At 44.8% G+C, this 26438-nt stretch carries 22 protein-coding genes and 1 pseudogene; 9 read left to right on the forward strand and 14 right to left on the reverse strand.

The annotated features are described in order from the left end of the window. Window positions 1–179: 179 nt before the first annotated feature. Both CIK93_RS08835 and CIK93_RS08840 read left to right on the forward strand, forming a co-directional pair. A complete protein-coding gene (locus tag CIK93_RS08835) occupies window positions 180–3206 on the forward strand; it encodes a protein NO VEIN domain-containing protein (protein ID WP_158215504.1) in 3027 nt (1008 codons plus the stop codon). A gap of 216 nt (window positions 3207–3422) precedes the next feature. Further along, on the forward strand, window positions 3423–3995 hold the full coding sequence (locus tag CIK93_RS08840; RefSeq protein ID WP_144007551.1) for an HAD family hydrolase: 573 nt from the start codon (window positions 3423–3425) through the stop codon (window positions 3993–3995). Between the two features lie 6 nt (window positions 3996–4001). Here the strand turns inward: CIK93_RS08840 and CIK93_RS08845 are convergent, their stop codons facing one another. The 6 genes from CIK93_RS08845 to CIK93_RS08870 form a co-directional block, all read right to left on the reverse strand. After that, window positions 4002–5087, reverse strand: a complete 1086-nt coding sequence (locus CIK93_RS08845) for an IS4 family transposase (RefSeq protein WP_254046770.1) — start codon at window positions 5085–5087, stop codon at window positions 4002–4004. A gap of 130 nt (window positions 5088–5217) precedes the next feature. Further along, entirely contained in the window at window positions 5218–6456 is a 1239-nt protein-coding gene (locus tag CIK93_RS08850; RefSeq protein WP_094447125.1) for a hypothetical protein, read from the reverse strand. Between the two features lie 9 nt (window positions 6457–6465). Then, window positions 6466–6909: a DUF488 family protein gene (locus tag CIK93_RS08855; protein WP_216820895.1), complete on the reverse strand. Its 444-nt coding sequence runs from the start codon at window positions 6907–6909 to the stop codon at window positions 6466–6468. Window positions 6910–6923: 14 nt separating this feature from the next. Next, window positions 6924–7634 carry a DUF488 family protein gene (locus CIK93_RS08860; RefSeq protein ID WP_094447126.1) on the reverse strand — a complete coding sequence of 237 codons (711 nt, stop codon included), beginning with the start codon at window positions 7632–7634 and terminating at the stop codon, window positions 6924–6926. A gap of 7 nt (window positions 7635–7641) precedes the next feature. Continuing rightward, window positions 7642–8463, reverse strand: coding sequence for a hypothetical protein (locus CIK93_RS08865; protein ID WP_144007552.1), 822 nt, complete (start codon window positions 8461–8463; stop codon window positions 7642–7644). Further along, window positions 8450–9793 (reverse strand): hypothetical protein, encoded by a 1344-nt coding sequence (locus CIK93_RS08870; protein ID WP_094447128.1) that lies wholly within the window; start codon window positions 9791–9793, stop codon window positions 8450–8452. The genes CIK93_RS08865 and CIK93_RS08870 overlap by 14 nt, the downstream gene beginning before the upstream one ends. Window positions 9794–10043: 250 nt before the next feature. Between CIK93_RS08870 and CIK93_RS13920 the strand changes: the two are divergent. Next, window positions 10044–10173: pseudogene (locus CIK93_RS13920) on the forward strand (IS1380 family transposase); the annotation flags it as partial. A 1437-nt stretch (window positions 10174–11610) separates the two neighbouring features. On the opposite strand, the gene CIK93_RS08875 reads toward CIK93_RS13920, so the two are convergent. The 6 genes from CIK93_RS08875 to CIK93_RS08900 form a co-directional block, all read right to left on the reverse strand. Then, window positions 11611–13338: an acyl-CoA dehydrogenase family protein gene (locus tag CIK93_RS08875; protein WP_094447129.1), complete on the reverse strand. Its 1728-nt coding sequence runs from the start codon at window positions 13336–13338 to the stop codon at window positions 11611–11613. Between the two features lie 111 nt (window positions 13339–13449). Continuing rightward, window positions 13450–13833, reverse strand: a complete 384-nt coding sequence (locus CIK93_RS08880; RefSeq protein WP_094447130.1) for a four helix bundle protein — start codon at window positions 13831–13833, stop codon at window positions 13450–13452. Between the two features lie 60 nt (window positions 13834–13893). Beyond that, window positions 13894–14916, reverse strand: coding sequence for an electron transfer flavoprotein subunit alpha/FixB family protein (locus CIK93_RS08885; protein ID WP_094391320.1), 1023 nt, complete (start codon window positions 14914–14916; stop codon window positions 13894–13896). Between the two features lie 5 nt (window positions 14917–14921). Beyond that, a complete protein-coding gene (locus tag CIK93_RS08890) occupies window positions 14922–15794 on the reverse strand; it encodes an electron transfer flavoprotein subunit beta/FixA family protein (protein WP_094391319.1) in 873 nt (290 codons plus the stop codon). A gap of 228 nt (window positions 15795–16022) precedes the next feature. Further along, window positions 16023–16604: a porin family protein gene (locus CIK93_RS08895; RefSeq protein WP_094447131.1), complete on the reverse strand. Its 582-nt coding sequence runs from the start codon at window positions 16602–16604 to the stop codon at window positions 16023–16025. 464 nt (window positions 16605–17068) lie between these two features. Then, window positions 17069–17647, reverse strand: coding sequence for a porin family protein (locus CIK93_RS08900; protein WP_094447132.1), 579 nt, complete (start codon window positions 17645–17647; stop codon window positions 17069–17071). Between the two features lie 115 nt (window positions 17648–17762). On the opposite strand from CIK93_RS08900, the gene CIK93_RS13690 reads away from it, so the two are divergent. The 3 genes from CIK93_RS13690 to cls all read left to right on the forward strand — a co-directional run bounded on the left by CIK93_RS13690 (window position 17763) and on the right by cls (window position 21458). Beyond that, on the forward strand, window positions 17763–17912 hold the full coding sequence (locus CIK93_RS13690; protein ID WP_158215505.1) for a hypothetical protein: 150 nt from the start codon (window positions 17763–17765) through the stop codon (window positions 17910–17912). Window positions 17913–18067: 155 nt separating this feature from the next. After that, complete coding sequence (dnaG, locus tag CIK93_RS08905) at window positions 18068–19996, forward strand: DNA primase (protein WP_094447133.1); 1929 nt, start codon at window positions 18068–18070, stop codon at window positions 19994–19996. Window positions 19997–20009: 13 nt separating this feature from the next. Then, a complete protein-coding gene (cls, locus tag CIK93_RS08910; RefSeq protein WP_094434240.1) occupies window positions 20010–21458 on the forward strand; it encodes a cardiolipin synthase in 1449 nt (482 codons plus the stop codon). On the opposite strand, the gene rsmD is transcribed toward cls, so the two are convergent. Both rsmD and CIK93_RS08920 read right to left on the reverse strand, forming a co-directional pair. Beyond that, entirely contained in the window at window positions 21430–21981 is a 552-nt protein-coding gene (gene rsmD / locus CIK93_RS08915; protein ID WP_094447134.1) for a 16S rRNA (guanine(966)-N(2))-methyltransferase RsmD, read from the reverse strand. The two genes, cls and rsmD, sit on opposite strands and share 29 nt — an antisense overlap. Then, a complete protein-coding gene (locus CIK93_RS08920; protein ID WP_094434236.1) occupies window positions 21978–22787 on the reverse strand; it encodes a DUF3822 family protein in 810 nt (269 codons plus the stop codon). The genes rsmD and CIK93_RS08920 overlap by 4 nt, the downstream gene beginning before the upstream one ends. 801 nt (window positions 22788–23588) lie before the next feature. On the opposite strand from CIK93_RS08920, the gene CIK93_RS08930 reads away from it, so the two are divergent. From CIK93_RS08930 to CIK93_RS08940, 3 genes are read left to right on the forward strand one after another with little or no spacing between them, the layout of a single operon-like run. Further along, window positions 23589–25061: an ATP-dependent RecD-like DNA helicase gene (locus CIK93_RS08930; RefSeq protein WP_094447136.1), complete on the forward strand. Its 1473-nt coding sequence runs from the start codon at window positions 23589–23591 to the stop codon at window positions 25059–25061. Next, window positions 25058–25621, forward strand: a complete 564-nt coding sequence (locus CIK93_RS08935) for a 4'-phosphopantetheinyl transferase superfamily protein (RefSeq protein WP_094447137.1) — start codon at window positions 25058–25060, stop codon at window positions 25619–25621. The genes CIK93_RS08930 and CIK93_RS08935 overlap by 4 nt, the downstream gene beginning before the upstream one ends. 31 nt (window positions 25622–25652) lie before the next feature. Further along, a complete protein-coding gene (locus CIK93_RS08940; protein ID WP_371327162.1) occupies window positions 25653–26174 on the forward strand; it encodes a peroxiredoxin family protein in 522 nt (173 codons plus the stop codon). Window positions 26175–26438 lie beyond the last annotated feature (264 nt).

Consider the following 26438-nt stretch of genomic DNA (forward strand, 5'->3'; position numbering starts at 1 on the left):
GCTAATCACCAAATTTTTAGACACTTATATTTCGTCGAACTCACGTTATATTACCTATTCCTTCAACATCTCCTTCCGTTTATTGTTCTCTCCCACTTATTGGCTTTGAGAGCATGTCATTGCCATTCTATATCAATAGTAATGATTTTGAACCTGCAACAGAAAGAACCTCATTGTATTTGAAAAAGAAAAGATTTGAGATTAGGACTAATGAAGAAACTGATGAGGAAGAGCAATTCTATCTGCAAAGTGGTATCAACTGGTCAATATTTGAAAGATCGCTTTCATTATACGAATCCGTAGTAGATTATCTTATTGATAACGGATATAATAAGAGATACAATCTCATTAATGGTCTGGGCAATATTCTTAATGGAGCCTGGGGTGTTGAGACTAAGAATTGCTTAGCCTCAAGATTCATTCTACCATTAAGAAATATGCTTGTACAGAAGAATCTGGTTAAGACAAGTGAAGGCTATAGGAGCATAAACTCTGATGTAAAATTTGTAGAATGCTCGAAAGACTGTGACCTGCATGATTTCTATGAAATTTGCAAGACCATATATGGAAATAATCTCGCTATTGAAGATGAAAACGAGAACTGGGTAGCATTAAAGTGGGGACGATTCACTTTTGAAACAGACTTTGACGAGAAGAAGCCAGAAAGTGAGAATCTAGCAATACCCACTGTTAAATATGACAAAGTTGCCAAGTACATTGAGGATGCCACTTGCCTTGATAATCTGATTCTTATCATTGAAAATGATTCTGATATAGATACCAATTTTGATGCTGAGCAACTGAAAGAGTTTGAGGTGTTACGAAAGCTTCAATGGTTAAATAAGTTCTATGAATGGATTGCAGTATCAAAAATAACAAAACTTGCGGACCATAAGATTGTACCTAATCGTCTTGGTTATTTCTGTTCAACAGAACAAGGTTGTGATTTGAAAGATGCAAGTGACATCCCAACCAACATCTTCGATTTCATGAAGAGAATGGAAATAGATTGGGATAAGAATCTGCTTATGGAAGGAGTGCAACACATAACCTTGACAAAGGAAACGAAGGATAATGTTGTTGTCGCAATTAAAAACCGATCAAAAGAGATTCGTGATGATAATTATTCAAGCGATGACTCTAAACTGACAAAGTTATTACCATTGTTGATGGCTCTTCCATCTACAGAAGATGGAAGACACCAAGAGTTCTATGAAAAGCGTTCAAAGATTCTGTCACTTTTGAAAACTGTATTTAAATCCGAGGCAGAAGAAGTTGAATCTGAAACTTTGGAGCTAAAAGCCGAAACTTGGGAAGATTCAGACAAGTGGCTAATGAGCCGTCTTTCTACCAAATTGGCAAACCGCAAGCATTTAGATGTTATAAGTGCTGAAGATACGGAAGAACAAATTGCATCTAAGTATTGCACTTCGGAGTGGCTTTCAGATATAGTAAGTTTCATGTTTGATAAGGGTTATCTGCATCTTGACGACATAACTGAAAATGGATCTTCTGACGATGTTTTGAGCATAATTCCCAACAGATATGGCAACTTTAAACCGATCAATTTGTTATACAAGCAAGGCTTGATTCCCGACAAGTTATTGGATGACTGTCTAAAAGATACAGGCTTTGACATCAAAGAAGTCCTTCTGTATGATGGATTTGTATTAAATGAAAAAACTAAGATTACAGAATATCAAATTACAACGTTGGCAAGTAAGTACAATGAGTACTTTGATGGTGAAGATAATGACAAAAAGGAATCGGTATCAAAATTCTTGCTTCATTTAGTCCCAGAATGTGGCGAACAATATAAAGAGATTCGCAACCTTTACGACGAATACAATAATATTGAAGATACCACCATTAACATTATTAAGACTTCAGAACTTAGTATATGGAAGGGTGCAAAGGACTACATGATAGGTTTGCTAGCAGAGAAAGCCTCTGAATGCAATAACATTTTCACAATTGGCAAAGTTCTCAAAAAAAATACTAATAAGGAACTCACTAACGAGCAGGAGAGTGAGTGCAAAAACTTAGGCATGTCCTGGCTTAACCGATTAGCGCAGGAAATTAAGAATGGCAAAGTGTCGGTGAAAGAAGATCTATTATTGATCCCCGATTGGTATGGTAATCTTCATCCTTCAAATGAGGTAATCTATGATGGAACTATACTTGATCATTATAAACATAGTGATAGTCTAATTAAACTAGTTGATAGTGAACTATGGTCACACTTCCATGATAAGAAGAATGGTGATGACAATATGACAAGCACCATTGTTCATCCCCAATATGTTTTCGCTAAAGAATTTCAAAATAACACTGACAAAGAGTTTTTCGACCTTGTTGATAGATTAGTGTTCTTCTGTAGTGAACATAACTCTACAGAATGGAAGTTACTACTCAAACGTTCAATACAGACGCTTCTATTCTTTTTCGAGTCAAATGAATCGATCTCCATGTCTTCTTTTAGTTACCGTAATAGAGATGACGATAATTTATCAAAACTATTTCCAAAAACATACATGAAAAGGAAGAATTTGTCATATGACTATATTTACGATGCTGAAACAAAAGCTCGTTTCTCACAAATGAATGACAACTATTCTTCGGATGAAATAGAGATATTGATTGAAAACAAAGACTTTGTAAAGAAAATGTTACAGAGGAGCGAACTAGTTACCATCCAAAAGATTATTGAGGAATTTCCTGACACGGATTTTAAGTCAATACTAAACATCTTACGAAGAGAGCAAGGAGATTTTAATTTAGAACTTTTCCAGCAAAATATTTCTGATGATCGCAAGAGAGACATCGGAGATAAAGGAGAATGCTACGTTTACGAAATGCTTTGTAGTCGCTTTGGTTGTGTTAATGTCACATGGTCAAATTATGCGCCAAACGATGCGAATGCTAGAATTGTGAGTTTCAATGGTAAAGAATATCGCTTGAATACAACCTCTCACGATTTTGATTTCGTTGTTTCATATAATGGCAAGAGCATATTTATTGAAGTCAAGACAACTGTGGGAAATATAAAATGTAGTAAGGATTTCCCTCTTATCTTTGAGACAAAAGAATGGGAATGGATAGATAATCTTCAAAATCAAGGATCCTTACATTACATTGTAAGAGTCTTTGATATTGAAGGTTCGCCCAAAGCGTACTTCTTAAAACAGTCTTTATTTGTAGAATAAAAATGAACATTATATGAACATATATTTTAAAATTAGCAAAAGAAACATTATTGCAATTATTATGCTTTGTGCTGCAGAGGTAATGATGGCACAAAACAGTAAGCAGAAATCTAATTCTTTCGACCGACTAGCTAATTGGTAGTCGAATAACCATTATGCTTGAACAAGAATTACAACAATATCTTCTCCGCAAATATCCGCAGGAGAATGCACAATGTGAATAAACTACAACATATATTGATGCTTATATTTCTCGACTTGGACGGAACACTGGTAAATACAGTTCACCCTTCCTGGAAACCTTATAAAGATGGACTGCAGGATTTTCTTGTTGCACAAATACCCTTATTTGCAGGAGTAAAAGAGTTTATTGCTTCGAGGAAGCATAAAGGAGATTCTTTGGTTATCGCTTCTGATTCGCATCCTCGTTATGTTAATCCGATTGCAGATATGTTAAGTGTAGAGGCTTTATCTCTAGCTGACAAACCTAACAACAAGAAAATTCTAGAATTTCTTGATTCACACCCTCAGTATAAGCAAATGGTTGCTGAAGGTAATTGTTTGATGGTCGGCGACACGAAACTTGACATCGAGTTCGGTAGAAGGATTGGTGCGTTAACATGTTGGATACATCCATATCGAATAACTAAGGATATTATAGATGAACGTGACGGTATAGGAGATGAAATGGCAAGTAAGAAAATGGAGCCAACTTTTACGGTTAAGAATTTTGCTGCAATAGAGGAAATTATAGACTTTCCTTTAAATAATCTCACTAGTGTCTCTTAATATATGTTAATAATATATGTTAATCAAATTTGAAGTCAAAATAGAGTTGCCTGTCATCTGCCTTTTCGCTCTCCCTGAGAGGCAGGAGAAGGTCTCGGATGTCGTCTGTGGTGAGTGCAGACTTGCCAAGGATGCGCATGACTTCGAAGACGGGTCTGCCAATCTTGAGGTCGTACTCGATGATGGCAATGAGGCAGTAGGTGATGATAGCCACCTGTATTTATAAAGCAGGGCGATGTCTTTCGCATTGAGGTAGAAGTTGTTCGTATAGTAGACGAAGCTTCGATGAAGCTCTGGCACATAATAGACAATCCTTCTGATAACACTGGGATACTTCTCCTGATTCTCCTTCTTGGTGAAGCGAATGGTCTGGTCTTTGAGTACGTTGTCTGTTCCGTCGAGAATGCTCTCGCCATCGACAATCTCATATGCTGGTTTGCCCTTCTCCCTGATGATGAAAAATGCTCCGAATACATTGATCTTATAGAGTCTGGCGAGGTCAAAGTAGCCTCTGTCAAACACATAGCACGCCAAAGGCTCGTATGTGAACCAGTCCATAGAGTTGATATCGTGTACCTTGGCATTGGTGATTCTGTAGAAAACAGGAATCTCCGTGATGATATCAATCTGAGTATGGATTCTGATGCCCGACTTTGTGCTTCTAAATTCTGCCCATCTGAATACGGACATACAGAGGTCAATAGTCGTAGAGTAGATGGCATAGAATCTTCCATGCAACTCGAACTCCTTCGTGATGCGTCTGGCTTGGGCAATAGATACCATGTAGAAAGCGAACTCCTCAAAGATGCGATGGTCTCTGAGCATGTTGGCCTTCGAAAGCATTTGTCTGTTGATGGGCTGGTGGCCAAAGCCGAGGTGTTTGGACTTCTTACCATGTGCGATTGTAATATCTGTGAGTTCCCTCAGGCTTCCGCATCCAATGAGCTGGCCAAACATCAGAACTAGCAAATGGTTCCAGTGAGACATCGCCCAGCCTTTGGTTCTGTCGTTGTACTTGGCGAGTATTCGCCGGAACTGCCTCTGAGGGAGGAACTGTATTGTCTGTGCAAAAACGAATATTCCAGTATGCATATCTGCTCCGATTTTGAATCAGATGCAAAGGTAAGCATTTCAAAACCCGGACAGGGTATCGCAGGGCTAAAACGTTGTGCATAAGATATTTAATTTTGAGTTTTAACAATTTTAAGAGACACTAGTGAACTTAGTCATATTGTTCTTTTATGTTTCTTTTTACAACAATTGACGCCTCTCGCTGTTTAGGTTTACAATAACTTGAGTATAGTTCCTCGTTTTCTATACGGAATGTACGACTATCAAATTGCATAACCGTCTTTGCGGGGGTATAGCTTACAGAGAATTGATCAGAATGGAGTTTTTCTAAGCCATGAGACTCCATTTTTTGCAATATTTCTGCACGGACTTCATTAATTTGCTCTTCTATTTTGTTCTTTTTGTCAAGCAGACTTGTAAGTTTTCGTTCGTATTCGTCAAACCAATTCGGTTGATTACTCAGCGATAGATTAGAACTATTTGCCCATTTATCAAATATGTGTGGCGAAGAAGCGTCAACATCTAATCCTAACTTACTTATTCGTGAACGTATTGCACCTTCGTTGCGTCCAAATATTTGACACAGTTCTTGGACGGAAACGCCTTTTTTTACAAGTTCAGATAGTTGTTCTTCATCTCCTGTAGTCCACTTTGCATAAGCATTGTGATGGATTTGTTTCTGTTGTGCCATGTATGAAACACCTCCAACTTCATGGAGCTTCGTAGAATCAGTTGGTATTATCACACCTGCCACCAACTTATGATGCCAGCCCTCAAATTCCAATCCTAATGATAGGGTTAGATATACATCATTTATGTTAGTATACTTGTCTGCGCTTTTCTTCAAACAGTCAATGAACGTCGGGTCTGTTATGGGAAAGTCATACTCTGTACCATAATATGTGAACCTCATACGATTTTTGGACTTTTCTCGATTCTCATCAATATATGCACTTGCTTTGTCGGGATGGATTAGCATCAAAGAGTAGTTGATTCCTGCAATCATTTTTGTAGAAACGGCACGTCCCCTATTATGAAATAACGATTGATGCTTCGTGTCAATAAGCAGATTTATTACGTTTGAATCCTGCGAAATGGCATAATTATATTGCTCAATATGTGAATAATAAACATTCTCCGTATGAGCCTTCTCTGGACAAGGTACTACATTTGTAAGCCTTACTATTGAAAATACCTTTATATTTTCTCCCAAAAAGTTGGGGATTTCACCGTATATGGTTCTAGCAATCGGACGTATCCATCGTGGCCTGCCGTCATCATCGCGAACAAGTTTCCATCTATCGTTGTTGTCGAAAACGATTTCCACTCCAGCGATGCAACGTCCTCCACGCTTGTAGGAGTTTGCCAAGCAAATGAAATACTTATCCATAGATATGGGTTATACCAAGTGAACTATCTTTACTTCTTCAACAGAGTGCTCCTTCATATACTCAGCGAGCAAACGGCGATGACACATCTCTGGAGTCTCTTCGCTACAAAGGAAACATGAACCGTCGAACTGCTTAACACCATATTTCTTGATGATATCACGCTGCTTGAGCATACCTGTATATTCTTCGATATATTCTGGCCAAGTAACTGTTTCCTTATGCCACCTATCAAGGAGTTCCTTTGTGGGAGCAAAGTCTGTGACATGTTTATAGTCAATACCGCATATCTGCTTCACAAAATAAGCCAAGTCTTTGCCTTTAGCGAAACCAGCCAGCTGACTACTGTTGCTGATGCGCACATCAACGAGTTGCTTTACTTTATTTTTCTTAAGAAGCTCAAAGAACTGCTCTGCGCTCTTCTTGGTGAATCCAATTGTAAATAGTGTAATCATAATTATTCCGATATTTAATATTCTTCTGTAGTTTCATCATTACCATAGTCCGGTATCCATCCGATTTCATAATTCTTCAAGCGATAAGCATCTGTTCGCTGCTGTTTTTCGTCATATCCGTCACCAAAATCAGCGAAGAGCGAATCAGCCATCTGGCCTCCCACCGACTTTAACTTATTCCGTTTTACATAGTCAAGTATCATCGTTTTTTCAAGTTCTTGGTGAGAGCGAACAATGGGATCTCCTGTTTCTTCATCGTGCATGATATGCTGAATATCCCAGCCTAAATCATAGAAGTACCTTGAGATGAAAGAAAATCGGTGGCATCCCAGAGGGTCTGCCTCCGAGCACATCAGCGAGATTCGTCTGTTTTGATCTAGTGCTTTATTCAGCCTTTCGACACCGCTTAAAAAATTAGTGGTCTTGACACCCATTTCAAAATTGACCTGTAATTTCTTCTCCTTGACACCCTTTTTTACGAATTCCGTTTCTTTAAGACAATCGGAGCGTCTTGCACCAAAGTGCTTGCCAAAAGGTACGTATAAAACCCCGTGTCCTTTGAACCACGTCTTGAGGATTTCCTCATTAAACTGTGGCGTGTATTTACTATAGGGCATACTCCTCACATCAAGAATACAATCTATTCTTTGTGATTCCAGAAGTTGGAAGAATTCTTCTATACTTTGGTTGGAATGTCCTACCGAAAATAACTGTCTTTTATCCATAGTTTTATTAAGCTGCTAAATCAATAACTCCGGCAACCAATTTATAGTGCCAATCGTAATGGTTAACCCCAAGCGATAGCGTGAGATACAAATCGCCTGTATTCCTTTGCCCGCAATTCTTGGTTCTATAGCGAAGTGCGTTAATGTATCTGGTATCTGTCAAAGGGAAGTCATATTGTGTACCATTGTAAGTGAACTGAATGCGATACTTCTCGTGACCATAAACATCATACTGCATCGTAATGACTGGACTTTCTGGCATGATAAACATAAGCGAATAGCTACCATTTTCAAATACTTTATTTGGAACAGCCTTCCCCCTGTTACCAAAAATCAAGGAATGCCATGTGTCGCAAAGAGGATTGAGATTTTGACTATTCTGTCCAATTCTACCGACTTTCCTGATAGAATTGAAATGCACGTTTTCACAATGTGCTCCAGTTGGAACGGCATCTGTAACGTCTACAGCAAGTATATCTAGCATAGAGAATGAGCCTACGAGATATTCGGGGAGACCATTATCACCATTCGACATTACAGGTCTTATCCAGTTGGGTAGGCCATATTGGTTTCTTACAATTGAAACTCCAGAAGCAGTGTCTTGAATCTCAATACCGGCGAGACATCTTCCACCATTTTTGTAGGAGTTGCCCATACAGATAATTTGCTTTTCCATACTCTTTGCTTTTAGTTTATTGTTTCTTGTTGCAAAGATAAGGACTTTATCTGTACAAAGCATCAAAACAGCAACATTGCCATGCAAAGATGGCAAAAAAGTAGTGCTGAGGCTGCAACGTTGCCGAGGGGTATGGAAATCACTTCTTGTCATACTTCAGAATGGGGATATCCTCATAGTCATAACCGCAGTTGGAAGTGCGCACTCTTACAAATACTTTCGATTTGTCCAAACGCATGACGTAGGCATTGCCGTCTCTTTCCGGCTTATACTGGTCGGAATAGTTCAGGTCGGGAATGTCGCTACTGATTTTGCTCTTCAGATGAGCTATGGTGGGCTTGATATGCTTGTCGTAGGTGACGGGCAGTCCCCTCGTGCGAGACTTATAGGTCTTCAGGGCAACCTGGAGATATATGTCATATTCTTTGGGCGTGAACGTCACCTTCTTCTCGTTCCCATCGTCGAACTTGAAGGCTACCTGATAGCGGCCAGTCTTCATGTCTTGTCCCAGGAACACCAAGTCGGGAGCCACTGGTGGAGGAGCCACAAGGAAATCGAAGAGGGCCTTGTAGAATCCGAAATACTTGAACTGGCCCTTGCTGTCGTTGATGGTTATCGATTGGCGGATGCTGACCTTGCTCTGATAGAATCCCAGGATGTCATCCACCAGAGTCAAGATGCCCGACGAGATGGGGATGCACAGAAACTCCGTGTAGTATTGTATCGAACCGCCAGCGCTGCAAAATGGCACGACAGATGTACCGATATTGATAAGGAGAGAAGGCGGTGTGTTGTGGAGTGCCTTCACCTGCAAGCGTTCGTACAGCACATTGCGGAAAAAATCGACTGTCGTCATATCGCACAAGCGGTCGTACACCTGCTGGATGATAGCTTCTTCGAGGTTGGGAGCCATATAGCTGATGACATCCTTCACATACTGCTCATTCATGCCCCGAAACTCCTCCACCATCTTGGGGATGTAGATGAAGTTAAACCCGCAGAGGCGTGTAATCGTGACCAGCAGTCGGAAGTGCTGTTTCAGTTCCTCATTACGCTCTTCATCGTAGGAACTCTCTAGATATACCATATACTGGTCGTTGAAACTGGCCTCGCCAGTAGGACAGGAAATAAGATATGGCTTTGGAGCGGGTATAGTCCCATCAGCCTTCTTGGCATCCTCCATCAGACAGTACTGCAAGGCAATGAGCAGAAGAGCTTCGCGAGGTACGCAGATGTTATCGCTCAGGGCAATATCGTATATATGGTCGAAGAATGCCTTCCGCTCTCTGACAGACAACTCCTTCAGTGTATTGACAGCATCTGAGAAACGAATCTTGCGTGCATCGCTCATCTCCTGGTGAGTGATGGCATACTCGGACATGAGCCGTTTCATGTTCTTTACCTCGCTTTCCTCGATGATATTATCAGCCTTAATCATGTCGTTGAAGATGCGAGCTATTGCCGTCCGCTGTTCTTTGGTCATGTCTCTAAGATTTGAATATCTTTATCCTTTATTCCGCAACACTATTATAAATTAAACTTTTTAAGTACCTGAGCAACAAAAAGTCTTAGACTAGCTAAGCGGCAAAGCCGGTTACTTGCTTTGGCAAGCAGTAGAGCCAGTTACTTGGACAAGCCAAGCGGCAGAGCCGAGCGGCCCAGGATTTTGCCATGTCGAAGAATTCACTTATCTTAGTGTTGCGAAAAGAAAACAAGCAAAACTCTGATATGACATGGCAAAAATACAAATTAAATCTGAAAAACATACTCCTTTTGGAGAAATATTTTCGGGTTGTGGAGCAATTTGACTCCACATTGTCTTCTGTAATTGACTCAATCCTTGGTCTAAGGTGTATAATTCATAGGGGCACTTTAACGGATACACCTTCCTCAACATGCAACTCCGTTTGAAAAAAAATAAGCATTTTGAGGTCAGTAGATGGCTTCTGCTCAAAGATTTTGATCTGCAAAGTCTATTTCACAGGTATGTGATATTGTTATCTAATTTCTTTACATGACTGTTTTGTAATTGAGATGCTGAGAATGAGACTCTTTCTCTATCCGCGCAATCTGTCAATCGTGTTTTACTAGACAACAGCATTCGTTGAAAAACAGGTAATGCCGCTCTCTGTTGGAGAGAACGCCAATCACTGGTCGCGAAAACGCCAATCCCTGTTGGAGAAAACGCCAATCGCCAGTCGCGATGACGTCATGCGCTAAAACACAGTATTTAGTACCAGTTTAAATCTAATGTCGTGGTCTGACAGGGACTCGGATTCTTTTTATTATCCACGGAATACAGGCACCTTGATAGACAGTTTATCTCTCGTCAAAAATGTGTCTATGTTTATAATATTTGAGCGCGTTGTAATATTAAAAAAGCTAAATTATTAGTTAAATAAAATTAAATTTTGGGTCAAAGGGTTGACAATGGGGGGTGTGATTTTGTATATTTGCACGCGAACTCAAGGCTGATTTTCATAACCAGAAAGAAGCCTTTGCAATAAACCACAAGTCTTACAAGTTAAAAATTCTCATTTATGTTTACAATTATTACATCAAACATCTTGAGCTGGTTCCAACAGAAGGATCATGGTTTTTCGATTGACACCCGACCAGGGCTTGATTTCTTCTCGTTAGCTTATCGTTCGGTTCTCGTTAACTTCTCGTTAGGTCCTCGTTCGTCTCTCGTTCGTCTCTCGTTGCTTATTCGTTAGTCTATCGAAGACCGATCGAGGACCGAACGAGGAACAAGCAAAAAACGAACGAGAGACGGACGAAAGAAGAACGACTCTCGGACGAGAAACTATCGAAAACTCGACGAGAAACTGCAAAACCTGTGGGGGATGGTAGCCTTTCTTCCCGAACTCGTTGAGTTATGCCATGGCGAGAAAATGTGCCATGAAATGGATCGTTTTCGTTAAGCCAGATGAGCAGAATAAAGCTCGCTTTAATTATGCCATGGCCAGAAAACGATGGATGCAATCCAACTGACGAGTGAAGTAATAGCAATCCGAGGTTATTCGAACTTGCAAAGTTGTGTGTGTCAGAGCTATGCTTTTTGGAAGAGGGGGCAAATGCCAATGACTGGTATGGGCTAAATTCATAACCTGTTGTAAAACAACGAGGGAGATATTTGATGAGATTTCGTTTTTCTTTTTGGCGTAGATTACATCAAAATGCTTAACATTCCAGTGAAATCATTGATGGGAATCTGAGAGGTCTTGTTATGGTAGAGGTGAAAAAAATCACCGCCGTAGTGCTTGACTACGGCGGTGATTGGTATAGTGGGGGAGTAGATTACTCGGCGGCAGATTCTTCGGCAGCACGGAAGCTGGCGAGATCCTCTACCTGGAAATTCTGAATGTAGGCTGCCTTACCAAGAACATCTTCCTCGGTCATGCGAACATATACGTTGGCTGACTTGGTGAAGAGCTCTGGAGCACGAGTGGCATCGTCGAGGATGAGGAGCGACATCACAATCTCACAGGTCATGTCGTAAAGACGACGGGCAAGGAAATCGTGGGCGTCCTGATTGTTGAGGTCCTTGACGCGGTTGAGGGTTGCCTCGTAAACGGGGATGAGCTTCTCAACACGTGCCTTCAGGGGCTGGAGTGCCTCAGAAACTTCTGCGGCTGCCATGTCCTTGATGTTGTTGAGCATGGTGCCGTTGGTGATGTAACGGATGGCGGCTACTACCTGAAGCTGGGTGGTTCCCTCGTAGATAGAGAAGATGCGGGCGTCGCGGAACAAACGCTGGCTCTTGTACTCCATGATGAAGCCTGAACCTCCGTGGATGCTGATGGCATCGTAGGCGTTCTGGTTGGCGTATTCTGAGTTCATACCCTTTGCCATTGGAGTGAAGGCGTCTGCCAGACGCTGGTATTTCTTGAGCTCCTGCTTCTCTTCGGGGGTGAGCTTGCGGTCGCGCTCAATATCCTCAAGGGCTTTGTAGATATCTACGTAGCGGGCGGTTTGATAGAGCAGTGAACGGCCTGCGTCGAGCTTGGCCTTCATGCGTGAGAGCATGTCATAGACTGCAGGGAAGTTGATGATCTTCTCACCAAACTGTGCACGCTCCTTGGCGTAGGCGAGTCCTTCGTTGTAGGCTTCCTGTTCTACACCTACTGACTGGGCTGCGATGCCGAGGCGGGCGCCGTTCATCAGTGCCATGACGTACTTGATCAGACCGAGACGGGTGCTTCCGCAGAGTTCTGCCTTAGCGTTCTTATAGGTCAGCTCACAGGTGGGTGATCCGTGGATACCGAGCTTGTGCTCGATGTGGCGCACGTCAACACCGCCTTGGTTCTTGTCGTAGATGAACATAGAGAGTCCACGACCGTCTTTGGTGCCTTCTTCTGAACGGGCGAGTACGAGGTGGATGTCTGAGTCACCATTGGTGATGAAGCGCTTCACACCATTCAGGCGCCAGCAACCTTCTTTCTCGTCGTAGGTGGCTTTGAGCATGACGCGCTGCAGGTCGGAACCGGCATCGGGCTCGGTGAGGTCCATTGACATGGTTTCGCCGGCACATACGCGCGGGATGTACTTCTGACGCTGTTCCTCTGAACCAAACTCATAGAGGGTGTCGATACAGCTCTGGAGGCTCCAGATGTTCTGGAAACCTGCATCGGCTGCTGAGATGACCTCGCTGAGCATAGAGAATACGGTGTTGGGGAGGTTGAGACCGCCGTAGCGACGGGGCATTGAGACACCGTGGAGTCCAGCCTTACAGGTGGCGTCAAGGTTCTCGAATGTCTTTGAGGCATAGATCATACGACCATTCTCAAGGTGTGGACCTTCGAGGTCAACGCTCTCTGAGTTGGGTTCAATGATATTGGCTGCCACATCGCCGGTGATGTCGAGAATCTGTTTGTAGTTCTCGATGGCATCGTTGTAATCGACGGGTGCGTCCTCGAACTTGGCTTTGTCTTCGTAGTTTTTCTCCTTGAGTTCTACGATACGCTCCATCAACGGGTGGTTGAGGTGGAACGCGATTTCGGGGTGATCACTATAATAGTTTGCCATATTTTTTTGTTTTGTGGGAATTAAGGGGAAGTTAAGGGGAAGTTATCACTCCCTACGGTCGTTCGGGAAGTTAAGGGACAACACCTTTCTTCCTTGATCTACTATTTATAACTACATTCCTTCTTTCTTAAGAGCATTATTGTTAACGAAAGCTTCGCAATATGAATTGAGAAATTTACTTGTCGTTACAAGGCCAGTATGGAGTTCTTCAAATTCAATTTGCGAGATGTAATCTAAATCTCTAGATAAGATAATGTAATCTCTACATTCCTCAAGACTTCCTTGCGAAATGTTGAAGAAACGGAGTTTGTCAGCTTTGCTAAGTTTCTTATAGCCTTCTGCAATGTTTGCTTCGATAGACACAGCTGCTCTTCTGAACTGAGATGTCAGTCCAAAAATCTCATCTTTTGGAAAATGTCTCGTTACTCGATAAACGAACAAAACAAAAGCATGAGCCTTCTGCCAAGCTATGATATTTTCAAAACTATACGCCATAAAAGCTATTGTCTCTTAACTTCTCTAACTTCCCTTAACTTCTTTAAATTCCCAAATTATTTATTTCGAATTTTGCTTGTAATACTTAATGAGCTTCGGCACTACCTCCTCGACATTGCCCACGATGACGTAGTCGGCAATCTTGTTGATGGGTGCGTCTGGGTCGTTGTTGACGCTGATGATGATGCCTGAATCCTGCATACCAGCGATGTGCTGGATCTGACCAGAGATACCACAGGCAATATATACCTTGGGGTGTACGGTGACACCGGTCTGACCGATCTGACGGTCGTGGTCTATCCATCCGGCATCGACAGCGGCACGTGATCCTCCTACTTCGCCATGGAGTACTTTTGCCAACTGGAAGAGTTGGTCGAAGCCTTCCTTAGATCCTACGCCATATCCTCCGGCTACTACGATAGGTGCGCCTTTGAGGTTGTGCTTGGCTGCCTCTACGTGGTGGTCGAGCACCTTTACGACGAAGGCTTCTGGAGCTACGTATTTTGATACTTCAGGATATACGACCTCGTTCTTGGCCTGTCCGTCGTAGAGGGCTTTCTGCATCACACCGCTACGAACGGTTGCCATCTGTGGACGGTGTTCGGGGTTGACGATGGTGGCTACGATGTTACCACCGAAAGCGGGACGAATCTGATAGAGCAGGTTGTCGAAGGTCTTGCCAGACTTTTTGTCTTCAAACGAACCGATTTCCAGTTCGGTACAGTCGGCAGTCAGTCCGCTGGTGAGTGATGATGACACGCGGGGACCGAGGTCGCGACCGATGACTGTTGCACCCATGAGGCAAATCTGCGGCTGTTCCTCTTTGAAGAGGTTGACCATGATATCGGTGTGGGGAGCTGAGGTGTAGGGGAAGAGTCCTTCGCCATCGAACACGAACAGCTTGTCAACACCATAGGGGAGGATCTGGTCCTCTACCTTACCCTTGATACCGGTGCCGGCAACCACAGCGTGGAGCTCTACACCGAGTTCATTGGCGAGCTTGCGACCTTTGGTCAGCAGTTCCTGAGATACTTCCTGTACCTGCGTACCTTCTATCTCAACATATACAAATACATTATTCATATCTCTTATCCAATAATCTTTTCGTCCAACAATTCCTTGATCATTCCTTCGATGTCGGCATCTGAAGCGGTCAGGGTCTTTGACTCTTTGGCTTGGAACACGATGTTCTTCACTGCCTTCACCTTGGTGGGTGATCCTGAAAGACCACACTGCTCTACGTCGCCGTCAACATCTGCCACACCCCACTGGTTGAGGTTGAGGTAGGGGCGCTCTTCATAGAGGTAGTCGTAGGGAGTGCCTTCCTTGGGGCGCTCCATAGGACAGGTGGCGCGTTTGTACTTCATCACCAGTTTGGCATTCTGCGGACGGCAGGGTGCTGCACTTCCGTTGACGGTGATGACAACAGGCAGGGGAGCTTCTACGGTCTCCACACCTCCGTCGATGATGCGGCGGATGGTGGCCTTTCCATTTTCTACTTTCAGAATCTCTTCAGCGTAGGTGACTTGGTTGAGTCCCAGTTTCTGGGCAACCTGCGGGCCTACCTGTGCGGTGTCGCCATCGATAGCCTGACGACCACCGAGTACGATATCCACATCGCCAATCTTCTTGATGGCGGTGGCCAAAGCGTAAGAAGTAGCAAGGGTATCGGCACCAGCGAAGAGGCGGTCGGTGAGAACCCAACCGGTATCGGCGCCACGGTAAAGTCCCTGACGGACAATTTCTCCTGCACGTGGAGGACCCATGGTGAGGATTCCAACTGTTGAGCCTGGGTTTTGTTCCTTCAGACGAAGGGCTTGTTCCAGGGCGTTCAAATCTTCGGGATTGAAGATAGCAGGCAAGGCGGCGCGGTTTACGGTACCTTCTGCGGTCATTGCGTCCTTACCCACATTTCGGGTGTCTGGCACTTGTTTTGCCAGAACGACAATCTTTAAAGCCATATAAATTTTGAGTTATTGAAATTTCGAAATCGGGTGCAAAGGTAATCTTTTTTTGGTATGTAGCCAAATAAAATGCACAAAAACCGACGTTTTGTGCACAAATGGCGATTTTTGTGCAATGTCTGTGATTTTTCGAGTTGGTATATATAAATAGGTGTGGGATATTAAAAAAGGTAGGTTCTGGGAGAACCTACCTTGTGGATATAATGATTGACTATCATGTTGCTATTACAAAGAGAACTTGTAGCCAACGGTAATCTGGAATACGCTATGCTTTGAATCGACATCGTCAACAATCTTTGTAACACCCCAGTTGTAGCGAGCGTCAAACACGATATTCTGATACTGATAAGAGAGGCCTACAGGAATAGAAAGGTCAACGCTTTTGACACCATCCTCAACTTCTACCTCTTTTGATCCTCCAGATCCTTTAAATTTCGCCTTTGAAGAGAGCTTGAAACCAGGCTGTACACCGAGTTTCACAGCAAATCCTTTTGCTACATAGAAATTGGCAAGGATAGGAACGTTCAGGAAATCGAGTTTCCAAGTGCAATCATCATCAATAATGGTAGTTTTAACACCCTGCATGGAATAAAGGACACCAGCGCTCAAGCCGATATTGTCTGTTAGTCCATACTCAAATTCTGCACCGGCAGCCAAACCAATACGGGGGTCGGCATCGTCGGCATCTGTGATGTTGGCGATGTTGACACCAACCTTAGGCTGGATAGTGAGCTGACCTACTTCATTTTGTGCAAAGGTAGCTGCTGATACCATCATTGCTACTACGGCTAAAAATAACTTCTTCATAATTGTACTGAAATTAAATTAATAATAGGGTTTATTATTTGGCTTGTTACACTGTTTCATGTCTTATCACGGAACAAAAGTATGAAAAAATGTCAATATATCCAAGGAAAAAAAATATGAAAAACAAAGAAATAGCGAAAAAATGTGGCGATTCGACGATTTTGTCGGGACATCGGAACATCGGGTCATCGGAATTTAAACGGAATTTATACGGAAACATAATCTTTAACTAAAATCTCAAACAAAATGCGCTCGAGTACCTCGCAATCCGTGTGCGGCATTACTTTTTTGGTATGTAGCCAAATAAAATGCACAAAAACCGACGTTTTGTGCACAAATGGCGATTTTTGTGCAATGTCTGTGATTTTTCGAGTTGGTATATATAAATAGGTGTGGGATATTAAAAAAGGTAGGTTCTGGGAGAACCTACCTTGTGGATATAATGATTGACTATCATGTTGCTATTACAAAGAGAACTTGTAGCCAACGGTAATCTGGAATACGCTATGCTTTGAATCGGCATCTTCAATAATCTTTGTAACACCCCAGTTGTAGCGAGCGTCAAACACGATATTCTGATACTGATAAGAGAGGCCTACAGGAATAGAAAGGTCAACGCTTTTGACACCATCAACATCTACCTCTTTTGATGCTCCAGGTTCTTTAAATTTCGCCTTTGAAGAGAGCTTGAAACCAGGCTGTACACCGAGTTTTAGAGCCAATCCTTTAGCTACATAGAAATTGGCAAGGATAGGAACGTTCAAATAATCGAGTTTCCAAGTGCAATCAGCATCAACAATGGTAGTTTTAAGACCCTGCATGGAATAAAGGACACCAGCGCTCAAACCGATATTGTCTGTTATTCCATACTCAAATTCTGCACCGGCAGCCAAACCAATACGGGGATCGGCGTCGTCGGCATCTGTGATGTTGGCGATGTTGACACCAACCTTAGGCTGGATAGTGAGCTGACCTACTTCATTTTGTGCAAAGGTAGCTGCTGATATCATCATTGCTACTACGGCTAAAAATAACTTCTTCATAATTGTACTGAAATTAAATTAATAATAGGGTTTATTATTTGGCTTGTTACACTGTTTCATGTCTTATCACGGAACAAAAGTATGAAAAAATGTCAATATATCCAAGGAAAAAAATATGAAAAACAAAGAAATAGCGAAAAAATGTGGTGATTCGACGATTTTGTCGGGTCATCGGAACATCGGATCATCGGAATTTAGACGGAATTTATACGGATGTTTTTGGGGGATTGCGCGAGCGCAAGAAATCTTTGAAGGAAATCTTTAATGAAATATGGTCTTTGGCCAGAAATAATAATCTTTAAATAAAAATCGTTGACCAAAATGCGCTCGAGTACCTCGCAATCCGTGTGCGGCATTAAAAAATGTGGGGTTTTGTTTTGTACTTCGCTGTTTTATTCGTAATTTCGCATTTTGAAGGTTATGATAGACAGAGCGACGATAGACAAAATCATGGACGCCACCAATATTGTGGATGTGGTGAGCGAGTTTGTTAGCTTGCGCAAAGCGGGAGTTAACTATAAGGGATTGTGTCCCTTCCACGACGATAAGACACCGTCGTTTATGGTGTCGCCATCGAAACAGATTTGCCATTGCTTTGCCTGCGGAGAGGGCGGTAACGCGATCAACTTCCTGATGAAGCATGAGCAGATCACCTATCCTGAAGCGTTGCGGTGGCTTGCCAAGAAATATAATATCGAGGTGGAGGAACGCGAACTGACTGCCGAGGAACAGAAAGAGCAGGGTGACCGCGAGTCGATGTTCATCGTCAATGAATGGGCATGTCAGTATTTCCATACCATCCTGCAACAGGATGTGGATGGCATGGCTATCGGTAAACAGTATTTCCGCAGCCGTGGCATCCGCGACGATATCATCAGTAAGTTTAAGTTGGGCTTTGCCCTCACCAAGCGTGATGCGCTGTTGGAGGAGGCACGCCGCAAAGGTTATAAGGATGAGTATCTGGTGAAGACCGGCCTGTGCTACACTGGTGAACATGGCACCTACGACCGCTTTGCGGGTCGCGCCATCTTCCCTTGGTTTAATGTGAGTGGTAAGGTGGTGGCTTTTGGCGGTCGCAAGCTCGATGCAGCCACCAAGGGTGTGCAACAGAAATATGTGAACTCACCCGATTCGGAAATCTACCATAAAGACCACGAGCTCTATGGCATCTATCAAGCCAAGAAAGCCATTGTCAAGTGTGACTGCGTCTATATGGTGGAAGGCTATACCGACGTGATTGCCATGCACCAATGTGGATTGGAGAATGTGGTGGCCAACTCCGGTACGGCACTCTCCATCTATCAGATTCGTATGTTGCACCGCTTCACGCAGAATATCGTACTGCTCTACGACGGTGATGCTGCCGGAATCCATGCAGCCATGCGCGGTACGGATATGTTGTTGCAGGAAGGCATGAATGTGAAGGTGTTGCTGTTGCCCGATGGCGACGACCCCGATTCGTTCTCGCGCAAACATACTGCCGAGGAGTTTCGCAAGTATATCGACGACCACCAGACCGACTTCATACAGTTTAAGACCGACCTGTTGCTGAAAGGAGTGAACGACCCCTTGCGCCGTGCAGAAGCCATCAACTCCATCGTGCGTTCGGTGAGTGTGATACCCGATTCCATTGTGCGTTCCACGTATCTGACCGATTGTTCGCGCCGCTTGGGTGTGGATGAGCGTACGCTGATCACGCAAACCAATAAGTTTATAGCGCAAGAGCGCGAGAAACCCACGACGGAACGCCCGCAGGATGTGCTGGCGCCTGATGCGCAGACCACCTCAGCCAATGATGTAGCCTTTGCCGTTCAGGTGAACGCCACAGCCGAGGTGGAGCGTCTGTTGATACAACAGGTGGTGCGCCACGGTGAAGAGATTATCTTCGATGACCTGGAGACAGAAGACGGTCAGACGGTCAGCATGAATGTGGCGCAATATGTGGATTATGAGTTTGGCTGCGACGAACTCTCGTTTGCCGAACCCCTCTATAATACGATACTGCACGAAGCCGTAGAGCACTCAGCCAATGCCGGTTTTCGTGCCGAAGCCTATTTCACCCAGCATCCCGATGTGAACATCAGCCAGTTGGCAACGCGTCTTGCTATCGACAACTATCAGTTGGGTCGGGGTTTTGAGATGAAACACAGCGGACATACCTTGCGCCAACGGGTGCAGCATCTGATGCTCGACTACCGTTATATCATCGTGGGTGAGCGGTTGAAAACCATCAACCAGCAACTCAAGACCTCGGCAGGCGATATGGAGAAGATGCGCGAACTGATGAAGGCGTATATGGACACCAGCAAGATCTACCAGGAACTGGGGCGGCAGTTGGGACGCAACTAAAAGAGACACGGGCATGATGACATTCTCCATCTTCTATCTGACATTGATGCTGCTGCTGACGATAGCCGTTATCGCAGCAGGCTTTATCGCTATCTTCCATGTATTGCTCGACAACCGTCAGCCGGTGAAGACCATGGCATGGATTATGGTAATCATCTTCTTGCCAGTAGTGGGATTGCTGTTTTATGTATTCTTCGGTGTGAACCATCGGCGTGCAAGGGTCATCAGTCAACGGTCAATGAATCAGTTGACGAAACGTTCGATGCTGGAGTTTGTAGGTCAGCAGAATCTGCGTGTTGCCGACCGCCATAAACAGTTGGTCGATCTGTTTGTCAACCAGTCGTTCTCATTGCCCTTCAAAGACAACCGCATCGACATCATCACCGAGGGCGAAGCCTTCTTCCGCCAGTTGATTGACGATATCAACCGTGCCACCCATCATATTCATATCTGCATGTATATCTTCGAAGACGACAGTCTCGGCAGACAGATCCTCGACGCCCTGCGAGCAAGAGCCAAGGCAGGTGTGAAGGTGCGTGTCATCTATGATGATGTAGGGTGTTGGCGCGTGAAGAATCGGTTCTATGAGGAGATGCGCGAGTCGGGCATAGAAGTCGTTTCGTTCCTTCCCGTTCGCTTCCCGTTGTTCACCAGTAAGGTCAACTACCGCAACCACCGTAAGATAGTGGTGATAGACGGACGGGTGGGGTATATCGGCGGCATGAATATTGCCGAACGCTATGTGAAAGGCATCCACGGTATGGCTTGGCGCGACACGATGTTGCGCATTGTGGGAAGTGGCGTCTATGCCTTGCAACGAGCATTTCTGGTGGATTGGTATTTTGTAGATCGCACCCTTATCAGCGACCGCAGCTATTATCCCTCGCTGGACGATGCCAGTCTGTCCAACAACTGTTTGATGCAGGTGGTGACGAGTGCGCCCACCTCTCTCTATCCAGAGATTATGCAGGGTTATGTGCGTATCATCCTGGCAGCCCGTCGCTATGTTTATATCGAGACTCCTTATTTCATGCCCAACGAACCCGTGCTCTTTGCGCTCAAGACCGCAGCCACGGCAGGTGTCGATGTGCGTTTGCTGTGTCCGTATAAAGCCGATGCGAGGTTAGTGGAGTGGGCATCACGATCCTATCTGCGTGAAGTGGAAGAAGCCGGTGTGAAGGTCAGTCTCTATCAAGGCGGTTTCCTGCACGCCAAGATGTTGGTGTGTGATGATGCGTTGACATCGTGCGGTTCCACCAATGTTGACTTCCGGTCTTTTGAAAACAATTTCGAAGCCAATGCCTTCATCTATGACGAAGGCACCGCCTTGCGCATGAAGCGTATCTTCCTGCGTGATGAAGAGCAGTCGGTGGCATGGGCAGACCTCCCCAGGCGCGTACATCCAAAGTTTGGCGTGCGTTTGTGGGAGAGTATCACTCGGTTGTTTTCGCCGTTGCTCTGAACAGTGTGAAATTGACGCTGCCGTACTGTCGGTGTTCAATGAAGTTGGGGTGTTCGGAAAAGTCATGGTCTTTGCCATGTTCAAAGACGAAGATGCCATCCTCTTTCAGTATGCCTTTCTGCAAGACGAGGTCAGGAATCTGTGGCAGTTCCTTGAGTGCATAAGGAGGATCGGCAAAGATGAAATCATACTGTTGGCGGCATGATTTCACGAAGCGGAACACATCGCCACGGATGGGAATACATGCCTTGGTATTGAGTTTCTTCAGGCACTCCTGTATGAAACGATGGTGGTCACGATCCATTTCCACGCTGACCACCGTCTGGCAGCCACGCGACACGAGTTCGAGGGAAATGCTTCCTGTGCCCGAAAAGAGGTCGAGTGCCTCCGCCCCATCGAAATCAACATACTGCGTGAGTACGTTGAAGATATTCTCTTTGGCAAAATCGGTAGTGGGTCGCGCTTTAAACGAGCGCGGAATGTCGAAGTGACGTCCCTTGTATATTCCTGTAATAATTCTCATCTTCCTTTTACGAATAATGTCATGAGGTCATAAGGCATTCCTTCTATCTGCGTCACGGCAGAACGGTTGAAATCGCCAGTGGGTAGGATGACATAGGCGCGCTGCACATATTTCTTCAGTTCCTCAATCAGCCATTGTTGTTCGGGAATATCGCCTACGAGAAATATTTCGTCGTGGCCCACCTTCATGCCCAGTTGTTTCCAAACGGAGAGCAGGTAGTAAAGGGCATCGTGCGCATCGCGTCCGTCGAAGGCATTGCAGAACTTAAAGCGGTTTTGTCCATAGCAGAACACATCCATGCGCTGGTCGTGGAAGTAGCAGTAGAGTTTAGCTTTCGTGCCCATGTAACTCCTTTGGTGCAGGTGTCTCCATACGGGAGCCACCGCCGCCATGTATCTTGCTTCGGGGTAGTGGTCGGCGATGACGCTCTTCAGATTTCTGTTGATGGCAAAGAGCACCACGCAGTTGAGGTCGTCCATCACCGTATATCCCACACAATCCTGTTCGTGATTGGTGAAGGCGTGTCGGAACAATATTTCCTTTTCCTGTTCTTTAAACTGTTCGGTAGGAACGGTGAGTGTCGGTGCCACCACCGATACCAGTACGTGTTGGTATTTATCGTTTAGAATTTCTTCATCGCGGAACGCCTCACGAAGGTTTGCCGATAGTGAGATGCCGCTTTTCAGTGGGTAGGGGCTGAAAGAAATCTGTCCGTTGCCGCTGTCTAAAACAGAGAACGACAATGACTTACGGCTCACTCTGATGATGAGTCGTTTACGTGAAACGGGTTGGCTATAGTCGTGCATCTTGCCAGTGGTTTTAGTTGCTGACGATGCTTAGCAGGCATAGTATTGCCAGTATCAGGGCTGCCAAGCCCAGTATTGCATTCGTCGATCTATTAGACATATTCATTGCAAAGGTAGTGCAAACCGAGCGAAATGCAAAAGAAAAACCCGTTTTTCTTTTCATTTCCGAGGTGCCGCCTACCTACGGGCTTTACCCAAAGGTACGATTAAGTGAGAGAAAAACCAAATAAATTTTGTTTTTTCCGAGCGTGAGTACCTTTGGATGGTTGACGTCAAAGGTGCGGATTATTGGATTTGTTTGGTTGCCTACGGCAAGAAATCTTTGGAGGAAATCTTTTTTTAAGATGTTGCTTCGCAAGAAATATTTTAGGGAGATAGCAATCTTAAATAGATTTCTGGACCGTTTAGGTCCTTAGATTTTACATAAAGATTTCCTCCAAGATTTCTTGCCGACAGGCAACACCAAATATAATCTTTAACTAAAATCCTTACTAAAATACACTCGATACAATGCTTTAGTGAAGATGTAACGGCCGTGCATCATCTGCACTTCTATCCAATTTTGCAAACTATCTGGCTGCATATCTTGTAATCTATAACATAATAGAGACAAAAAATGTCCCCTTTGGCTTCTCTGATGCAAAATTATATGAATTCTACGTATCTACAGCATACAGAACGAATTTTTTATAGGAATTTAACTTGTACACCGCGTGATGCAAGGAAAAAACACTTTTGCCAACGTTAATCATCCCAAAATGCTTTTCTATTTCTGCAATATTTCGTAACTTTGACCACCGTATGATCATCGACGAACTGATTTACCGCATCAGACATAACTTCTGTCATGTGCCAACCGCCGAACAAGAGCAAGCCATAGGGCAGTTTGCTTCCTTCATGACCAACCGTCGTGAAGAGGCTGTCATGGTGTTGCGCGGTTCGGCAGGAACAGGTAAGACCACTCTTGCCGCAGCCATTGTGAAGACCATGGCAGAACTGCAACAGCGGATGGTGTTGCTTGCTCCAACAGGTCGTGCCGCCAAGGTTTTCTCGCTCTATTCGGGCCATTCAGCCTATACCATCCATCGTCGCATCTATCGGCAGCAGTCGTTGGAAGGGGCATTCTGCCTCAATTACAATAACACACAAGATACGCTGTTCATCGTGGATGAGGCTTCGATGATAGCCAACGCATCGACCTATGGCGATACACCCTTTGCACAAGGTCAACTGTTGGACGACTTGATTCGCTTCGTCTATAACGGGCGCAACTGTCGGTTGATGCTCATCGGCGACCGCGCCCAGTTGCCACCAGTGGGCGAAGACGAGAGTCCAGCACTGGTGGGCGATATCCTGCGAGGCTACGGACTGCATGTCAGCGAGTGTGATCTCAACGAAGTGTTGCGACAGAGTCAGGATTCAGGCATCCTCTACAATGCCACAACCATCCGTCGGATGTTTGATGCCATGGAGGAATATGGCGACGTATCGTTGCCGAAGGTACGCTTCGAAGGCTTTGACGATATCCGCTTGGTGATGGGCGACGAACTCATAGAAACATTGGCAGGAAGCTATTCGGAGGTAGGACTCGACGAGACCATGGTCATCACCCGATCCAACAAGCGTGCCAATATCTACAACCAAGGCATTCGCAATATGGTGCTCGGACGGGAGGATGAACTGACCACTGGCGACCAGTTGATGATTGTGAAAAACAATTATTACTGGAAACTGCCCACCACCGGACAGGCTACCGATGCCAGCGAAACCTTTATTGCCAATGGCGACAGGGCAGAGGTGCGTCGTGTGCGCAACATCCGAAAGCTCTATGGCTTTCGCTTTGCTGATGTGACGTTGGCATTTCCCGATTATGACGATGCCGAAGTGACAGCCACCATACTGCTCGACACGCTGACATCAGAAGCTCCCGCACTGACCCGCGACCAACAGGAACAACTCTTCCAACAGGTGATGGCAGACTATGCCGACATTCCCACCAAGCAGGAACGCTTCAAGCAGCTCAAGCAAGACCCTTATTATAATGCGCTACAGGTGAAGTTTGCCTATGCCGCCACCTGCCATAAGGCACAGGGAGGACAGTGGGCACACGTCTATGTGGATCAGGGATATATGACCGATGAGATGCTCACTCCCGATTATATCCACTGGCTCTATACCGCCTTTACCCGTGCGTCGGAGCGCCTCTATTTAGTCAACTGGCCCAAGACGCAGACCGACAATACGCATCAAAACCCTCAAGAAACAGCCCCATGATATATCTCAACGACCATTTAGACCAACTCGATGTGGAGCACGCCCTGTCACTCCTGTCGGAACAGCGCCGCCAACAGGTTTTAGCTTTCAAGCACGACCTTGGACGTCGCACTTGTGTGGCAGCCTATCTGCTGTTGTGCGAGGGACTGCAACGGGAGTTTGGCATCATGGAGCCGCCCGTGTTCTCTTATGGCGAACACGGCAAACCGTTTATCGTGGGGCATCCAGACATCTGTTTCAATATGAGTCATTGTCGTGAGGCAGCCATCTGTGTGATCGATTCCCGTCCTGTGGGCGTCGATATCGAGTCGATGCGCGGCTATCGTGAGGCATTGGTGCGCCACACCATGAGTGATGACGAGCTGCTGCAGATCGGACAATCAGCCAATCCGGAACTGGAGTTTGTGCGCCTGTGGACGATGAAAGAGGCGGTGCAGAAGCGTTCGGGCGAAGGCATCCGCAGCGATATGAAGTCTGTGCTCGATGGTGCGGGCAGGGTAGATACCGTGGTTAGCGCTGACCTGCGCTATGTGTATTCGGTGGCGTATAGTGATCAGTGAAAACAATATTATAGATAAAGATATGAAGACAATGAAACAATTATTATTGGCGGTGATGGTGATGATGACCGCTTCGGTACAAGCACAACAGACAGAAGAGGGAGACCTCGATGCCAAGTATGCCACAGAATTGGTGAAGGTGGGTAGTGTGGCACCCGATTTCACGATGCAGACCATCGATGGAAAACCGTTCTCCCTGTCGGAACTGAAGGGTCGTGTGGTAGTGCTCGACTTCTGGGCATCATGGTGTCCCGACTGTAGAAAGGAAGCTCCTGCCGTTGTAGAACTCTATAAGAAATATAGCGACAAGGGTGTTGCTTTTGTCGGTGTGTCGATGGATACCAATGTTGAGGCGTGGCGTGCAGCGTGCGAGAAATACGGCATTACGTATCCTCAGGTGTCGGAGTTGAAGAAGTTTCATGATACCGATATCTCTAAGGCTTATGGTGTGAAGTGGATTCCTTCTATTGTCGTGATTGATCAAGATGGTAAAGTGGCGCTTGCTACTGTTGTGACGGAACGACTCGCCAGTTATCTGGAGGCGCTCCGGTAACTTTTTATCACACGGAAATCACGGAAAGATTTTATCCACGGAAGACACGGAGAACACGGAAATCACAGAAAAAAGGATTTTGGTTAAAGATTATTTTTAAGATTTTCGTTAAGATTTACACCATAGGTTATTTTTGTCGTGACTCAGCATAGTGAAAGCGCGCTCTCACTCTGTCTTCGCTACTCCAAAAATTCGAGCATCTCCGATGCGATCCCTATAAAAATTCTTCCCAAAAGCGAGGTATTCGAGCGCATTTTGTTTAAG

This window comes from Prevotella sp. P3-92 (assembly GCF_002251205.1).
Classification (GTDB): Bacteria; Bacteroidota; Bacteroidia; order Bacteroidales; family Bacteroidaceae; genus Prevotella.

Excerpts from the sequence above, each read along its gene's own strand:
- CIK93_RS08845 (WP_254046770.1), bottom strand. The coding sequence starts at position 5,087 with ATGCATACTGGAATATTCGTTTTTGCACAGACAATACAGTTCCTCCCT.
- CIK93_RS08850 (WP_094447125.1), bottom strand. The coding sequence starts at position 6,456 with ATGGATAAGTATTTCATTTGCTTGGCAAACTCCTACAAGCGTGGAGGA.
- CIK93_RS08855 (WP_216820895.1), bottom strand. The coding sequence starts at position 6,909 with ATGATTACACTATTTACAATTGGATTCACCAAGAAGAGCGCAGAGCAG.
- CIK93_RS08860 (WP_094447126.1), bottom strand. The coding sequence starts at position 7,634 with ATGGATAAAAGACAGTTATTTTCGGTAGGACATTCCAACCAAAGTATA.
- CIK93_RS08865 (WP_144007552.1), bottom strand. The coding sequence starts at position 8,463 with ATGACAAGAAGTGATTTCCATACCCCTCGGCAACGTTGCAGCCTCAGC.
- CIK93_RS08870 (WP_094447128.1), bottom strand. The coding sequence starts at position 9,793 with ATGACCAAAGAACAGCGGACGGCAATAGCTCGCATCTTCAACGACATG.
- CIK93_RS08875 (WP_094447129.1), bottom strand. The coding sequence starts at position 13,338 with ATGGCAAACTATTATAGTGATCACCCCGAAATCGCGTTCCACCTCAAC.
- CIK93_RS08880 (WP_094447130.1), bottom strand. The coding sequence starts at position 13,833 with ATGGCGTATAGTTTTGAAAATATCATAGCTTGGCAGAAGGCTCATGCT.
- CIK93_RS08885 (WP_094391320.1), bottom strand. The coding sequence starts at position 14,916 with ATGAATAATGTATTTGTATATGTTGAGATAGAAGGTACGCAGGTACAG.
- CIK93_RS08890 (WP_094391319.1), bottom strand. The coding sequence starts at position 15,794 with ATGGCTTTAAAGATTGTCGTTCTGGCAAAACAAGTGCCAGACACCCGA.
- CIK93_RS08895 (WP_094447131.1), bottom strand. The coding sequence starts at position 16,604 with ATGAAGAAGTTATTTTTAGCCGTAGTAGCAATGATGGTATCAGCAGCT.
- CIK93_RS08900 (WP_094447132.1), bottom strand. The coding sequence starts at position 17,647 with ATGAAGAAGTTATTTTTAGCCGTAGTAGCAATGATGATATCAGCAGCT.
- CIK93_RS13690 (WP_158215505.1), top strand. The coding sequence starts at position 17,763 with ATGAAAAACAAAGAAATAGCGAAAAAATGTGGTGATTCGACGATTTTG.
- dnaG (WP_094447133.1), top strand. The coding sequence starts at position 18,068 with ATGATAGACAGAGCGACGATAGACAAAATCATGGACGCCACCAATATT.
- cls (WP_094434240.1), top strand. The coding sequence starts at position 20,010 with ATGATGACATTCTCCATCTTCTATCTGACATTGATGCTGCTGCTGACG.
- rsmD (WP_094447134.1), bottom strand. The coding sequence starts at position 21,981 with ATGAGAATTATTACAGGAATATACAAGGGACGTCACTTCGACATTCCG.
- CIK93_RS08920 (WP_094434236.1), bottom strand. The coding sequence starts at position 22,787 with ATGCACGACTATAGCCAACCCGTTTCACGTAAACGACTCATCATCAGA.
- CIK93_RS08930 (WP_094447136.1), top strand. The coding sequence starts at position 23,589 with ATGATCATCGACGAACTGATTTACCGCATCAGACATAACTTCTGTCAT.
- CIK93_RS08935 (WP_094447137.1), top strand. The coding sequence starts at position 25,058 with ATGATATATCTCAACGACCATTTAGACCAACTCGATGTGGAGCACGCC.
- CIK93_RS08940 (WP_371327162.1), top strand. The coding sequence starts at position 25,653 with ATGAAACAATTATTATTGGCGGTGATGGTGATGATGACCGCTTCGGTA.